This is a genomic window from Clostridium chromiireducens (assembly GCF_002029255.1).
GTDB lineage: Bacteria > Bacillota > Clostridia > Clostridiales > Clostridiaceae > Clostridium > Clostridium chromiireducens.
In genome coordinates, this window is sequence record NZ_MZGT01000141.1 from 1 (window position 1) to 4,952 (window position 4,952).

A 4,952-nucleotide genomic window follows, 5' to 3' on the forward strand; every position below is an offset into this window, starting at 1 on the left:
ATAATATAACTAATACTGTGCTTATTTGATAGGGGGATAATATGTTTAAAAAGAAAAAAGATGTAGAAGATAATTTAGATTACTATAAAGCTCCCAAAGGAAATATATTAACATTCTTCGGCGGAATAGTGGTATTTTTAGTTGGTATTTATATGATATTTCAAAATACTATTATTTCGACTGGATTTAACCTTACTAGAGTTTTCGGATTTACTCCTAACTTTGGACTAGTTCTATTACCTCTACTAATAGGAATAATTGTACTATTTTTTAATGAACATTCTGTAATCGGTTGGTTTTTAATTATTGTAGGCATTTTTATTATTTTAATGGGTATATTAATGGGTCTTAGAATGAGTTTTATGCCTGTTAGTTTGTTTGAAGGTATACTTATGTTTGGCATGACTGCCGCAGGTATTGGAATAACACTAAAAGGCCTATTTGGAAAGAATAGATAGATTATTTTTAAACTATTTTGAACCTTACTTCTTCATTTATCACAAAATTAAAAGTCCCGATAATAGAGTTCAATTCATTATCGAGACTTGTTTTCTTCTTATTTATTATAATTTTTTTCAATTTTAAGGAGCTTCTCTTTTATATCAAGACCACCAGCATAACCAATTAGTTTACCATTTGAACCAATTACTCTATGGCAAGGTATTATAATCGGAATTGGATTTTTATTATTAGCCATTCCAACAGCCCTCGCAGCTTTTTCATTCCCTATTATTTTTGCTATGTCTCCATAGCTTTTCGTTTCACCAAAAGGAATTTCTTTTAAAGCATTCCATACTCTCTTTTGAAATTCTGTTCCTTTAGGTTCTAAAGGTAAATCAAAAACATTACGCTTTCCTTGAAAATATTCATTTAGCTGCCTTATAGCTTCCTTTATCAATTCTGTTTCACTTTTTTCTGATATATCCTCTTGTAAATCTTCATTTATAAAAAATATCTTTGTGATCGCTGCCCCATTTTCTTCTATCCCTATTTTGCCAATCTCTGTATTATAATAAAATATACTTTGCATTATAATCTTCCTTTTTATTAAATTTTGCTACTTTTCCATAGTAATCATTATTAAATGATTGACGAAATAATTATAAAACAATATAAGCATAAAAATCTAGCCTATATAGGTTTAATTTATAATTTATCCTATAATCAATACTATGATTATAGGATAAATTGGAGCTTAATATATTTTCTTATTCAGATTTAAAAGAACAGTTGAAATTTTATCTAAATGTCAAAAGGGTAGTGCACTTAGCAACAACCATTTTTAATAATTCTATTTTAAAGTTTTTTAACTGCGTCAATCGTTGCTTTTCTATATTCTTCTTGAGACATTCTGTCTAACATTCAATGCTGTTTAAAACTATCTTACTAACCATCCGCCATCAACAGCTAATACATGTCCATTAACATAATCTGATGCTTTGCTTGCTAAGAATACTATTGCTCCCATTAAGTCAAATGGTTCAGCCCATCTATCTGCCGGTATTCTGCTTTGAATTTCTGCATTTCTTTCCTTATCTGCTCTTATTGGTGCAGTATTTGCAGTTTTTATATATCCTGGAGCTATAGCATTAATTTGAATATTCTTACATGCTAATTCATTTGCAAATGCTTTTGTTATACCTGCAACACCATGTTTACTTGCAGTATATGGCGGTACGAACTTCCCACCTTGGAATGCTAACATCGAAGCTACGTTAATTATCTTTCCCGAACCTTGCTCAGCCATTATCTTAGCTACTTCTTGACTCAAGAAATATACTGCATTTAAATTAATATCCATTACCGCATTCCAGTCTTCTTCCTTATATTCAAGAAGAGGCGCTCTTCTTATAGTCCCAGCATTATTTACTAATACATCTATCTTTTTAAATTCCTTCATTGTCACATCTATTACATTTTTTCTATCTTCTTTCTTAGTTAAATCAGCTTGTATAAATACAACTTTTCTGCCTTCCTTTTCTATTAACTCTCTTGTTTCATCCCAATCCTTATTATGAGCTGGAACAACTATATCTGCGCCTGCTTTTGCTAATGCTACAGCGTATGCCTGACCAAGTCCTGTATTTCCTCCAGTAACTATTGCTACTTTTCCATCTAATCTAAAAAAATCCATTGAAAATTGATCTAGAATATTTGACATAATATATACCTCATTTCCATGTTTATTATTTTAAATCCTCTATCTTAATATGATCCATATCATCGAACGTCTGATTTTCCCCACACATTCCCCAGATAAATGAATAGTTTTGTGTTCCAACTCCAGAATGTATTGACCAGCTTGGTGAAATTACAGCCTGTTCACTTTTCATTACAATGTGTCTTGTCTCTTTTCCTTCACCCATAAAATGCATTACACATTGATCATGTGGAAGATCAAGATATAAATATACCTCCATACGTCTTTCGTGTGTGTGACATGGCATTGTATTCCATGCACTTCCTGGTTCCAATATTGTTAGCCCCATTACTAACTGACAGCTTTCACAAACTGCTGGATGTACATATTGATTTATAGTTCTTATATTTAATGTAAGTGAATCACCAGTTTTTATTTTATTGGCTTTTTCTAAATCTATTTTTACAGTTGGATAAGATTTAAGCGCTGGTGCTGAATTAATATAAAATTTAGCTGGATTTTTTGGATCAATTGAAGTAAATTCTACATTTTGTACACCTTGTCCAACATATAACCCATCTCTGTATTTTATATTATATTCTGTCCCATCCACTATGATGGTTCCTTCTCCGCCTACGTTAATAACTCCGAGTTCTCTTCTCTCAAGGAAGTAATCTGTACCTAACTCCTTAGACACTCCAAGTCTTAATATTTCTTTTACTGGAGTAATACCCCCGAATATTATTCTATCGTTATGGCTATAAACTAAATTCACTTCGTCTTCCATAAATACTTTTTCAACTAAATAATGTCTTCTTAATGTCTCTGTATCGTATCTTTTTGAATCTTCTGGATGATTTGAGTATCTAATTTCCATATTCATGCTGTTTCTTCCCTTCAAATTAATTATTAGCACACGTGTTCCTAGAATGACAAAAAATATTTTAAATTATAAATAATTACACAGATGCTTTTTATTTTAACTTTCAGTGCACATACACACGTGTTCAAAAAAACATAAAGCATCTTAAATTTATAAAGTAATAAATCAAATACTAATTTTCTATACTCACTGTGAATACCTTATCTTGGCACACGTGTTCCTAAATTGCTTAACTTAACTATATACTCTAATATAAAGAATTGCAATAGTTTTTTAATTTTATAAGCTTATTAACTAAGCAAAAAGGTTACAATAAAAGCAATATTTATTGTAACCTTTTATAATAATAAATTTATTATTTTCGTTTATATTTTTCTTTCAAAAATCAGCTATTAGCCAAATCCTTAATAGACTCTCCTATTTCTAATTCCGATTCTATATATATTTTTTTAGCCGTTATATCCATCTCGTCGCTTAATAATTTTATAAGCAAATCTATAGCAATTTTAGATATATCACCTATAGGCCTTTTAATAGTAGTAATACTTGGACTGATAAATTTTCCAATTTCGTTCCCATCAAATCCCAATATGGATATGTCATCAGGCACCTTTAACCCTATTTCAGTTAATGCTTTTATCGCGCCTGCTGCCATTTCATCATTGAAAGCAAATATAGCAGAAAATTGTTCTTTCCTTTCAAGAAGTTCTTTAGTTCTCTCGTAACCACTTTTTACACTAAAGTCTCCATTTAATATTAGATTTTTATTTAATTCAATGTTATAATTTTCAAAAGCATCTTCATAACCTTTTCTTCTCATTTTTGTTGAATCAAAACTATTTGCTCCTTCAATTATTGCTATTTCCTTATGACCATTTTTTATTAATTCCTCTACTCCTTTATATGTCCCTATGCTTTCATCTGTATATATATTTATAACATTATGATCTACCTTTCTATTAATAACAACAACTGGTATATCTCTTTCTAGAATTTCTCTAATAAACTTATCATCATTTACCATTTGACTAACAACTAGTATACCATCATAATTTTTAGGATTTATTGTATTTTCTTCATACATATCTATCCCCTTAACTATAACGTTATACCTCTTATCTATATTTCTGTATACACTATTTATTACAGTTTGGAATACATATGGTGAAGTTCCATTACTTATAGTCGAAAAAAACACTCCGATATTATAAGCTTTATCTATTTTTAAACTTCTGGCACTCATATTAGGAATATAGTTTAATTCTTTTACTGCTTTTAGTACCGCTTCTTTAGTCTTTTCATTTACATATTTAGAACCTGTCAATGCTCTCGAAACAGTTGAATGAGATATCCCTAGTACCTTTGCTATATCTTTAATTGTAGTAGCCATATTTATCCTCCAAAACTTTTACAAATATATTATAATAATAGTTCTAAATATAGATACGAACACTATATTGAATAATTAAATTAATTATTTTACACACGTGTTCATAACTTTGCTATTATTTTATAGCACTTGACACTAAATTACAAGCTATACAAATAATTTGGGTTACCATATATGTTGTTTTTTGATAAAAGTAGCTGCGTCCGTTGATATAGCTGGGTTATAAAATCAAAAATTGATTCGTAAGAGTACTTCCTTTTAACGATCCAATTTTATCTTATAATAGTCACAGTATTTTCCTTCAGTGTCTTTCCATTTGGTTTTATACCATCCATGTAACCAATAGATATAGAACCACAAACCTTATAATTTTCCGGAATCCCTAAACTAGAGAGAAGCTTTCTTACGTTTTCATCCCTATCAAACCATGTCACTTGATTAATCCAACATGCTCCAAGTTCTAAATAATTTGCAGTTAGGAGCATATTTTCGATAGCGCAGGCACTATCTGCCATAGCATTACTATAATTTGAGTCATT

6 protein-coding genes are annotated in these 4,952 nt (G+C 29.9%); 1 reads left to right on the plus strand and 5 read right to left on the minus strand.

Annotated features, from left to right (window positions below; translation table 11 throughout):
* The first annotated feature begins 41 nt into the window (after window positions 1-41).
* Window positions 42-458: a hypothetical protein gene (locus CLCHR_RS23740; protein WP_079442413.1), complete on the plus strand. Its 417-nt coding sequence runs from the start codon at window positions 42-44 to the stop codon at window positions 456-458.
* 98 nt (window positions 459-556) lie between these two features.
* Here the strand turns inward: CLCHR_RS23740 and CLCHR_RS23745 are convergent, their stop codons facing one another.
* The 5 genes from CLCHR_RS23745 to CLCHR_RS23765 form a co-directional block, all read right to left on the minus strand.
* A complete protein-coding gene (locus CLCHR_RS23745; protein ID WP_079442414.1) occupies window positions 557-1,030 on the minus strand; it encodes a methylated-DNA--[protein]-cysteine S-methyltransferase in 474 nt (157 codons plus the stop codon).
* A 348-nt stretch (window positions 1,031-1,378) separates the two neighbouring features.
* Window positions 1,379-2,161, minus strand: coding sequence for a 2-dehydro-3-deoxy-D-gluconate 5-dehydrogenase KduD (gene kduD, locus CLCHR_RS23750; RefSeq protein WP_079442415.1), 783 nt, complete (start codon window positions 2,159-2,161; stop codon window positions 1,379-1,381).
* 25 nt (window positions 2,162-2,186) lie between these two features.
* Window positions 2,187-3,017 carry a 5-dehydro-4-deoxy-D-glucuronate isomerase gene (gene kduI / locus CLCHR_RS23755; protein ID WP_207652342.1) on the minus strand — a complete coding sequence of 277 codons (831 nt, stop codon included), beginning with the start codon at window positions 3,015-3,017 and terminating at the stop codon, window positions 2,187-2,189.
* 391 nt (window positions 3,018-3,408) lie between these two features.
* A complete protein-coding gene (locus CLCHR_RS23760) occupies window positions 3,409-4,413 on the minus strand; it encodes a LacI family DNA-binding transcriptional regulator (RefSeq protein ID WP_079442417.1) in 1,005 nt (334 codons plus the stop codon).
* A gap of 272 nt (window positions 4,414-4,685) precedes the next feature.
* Window positions 4,686-4,952 (minus strand): nitroreductase family protein (locus CLCHR_RS23765; RefSeq protein WP_139376289.1); only part of this gene is annotated, 267 nt, incomplete at its 5' end.

What these genes read in the sequence shown, in the direction of transcription:
- CLCHR_RS23745 (WP_079442414.1), bottom strand. Translation starts at nt 1,030, where the DNA reads ATGCAAAGTATATTTTATTATAATACAGAGATTGGCAAAATAGGGATA.
- CLCHR_RS23760 (WP_079442417.1), bottom strand. Translation starts at nt 4,413, where the DNA reads ATGGCTACTACAATTAAAGATATAGCAAAGGTACTAGGGATATCTCAT.
- kduD (WP_079442415.1), bottom strand. Translation starts at nt 2,161, where the DNA reads ATGTCAAATATTCTAGATCAATTTTCAATGGATTTTTTTAGATTAGAT.
- kduI (WP_207652342.1), bottom strand. Translation starts at nt 3,017, where the DNA reads ATGGAAATTAGATACTCAAATCATCCAGAAGATTCAAAAAGATACGAT.
- CLCHR_RS23740 (WP_079442413.1), top strand. Translation starts at nt 42, where the DNA reads ATGTTTAAAAAGAAAAAAGATGTAGAAGATAATTTAGATTACTATAAA.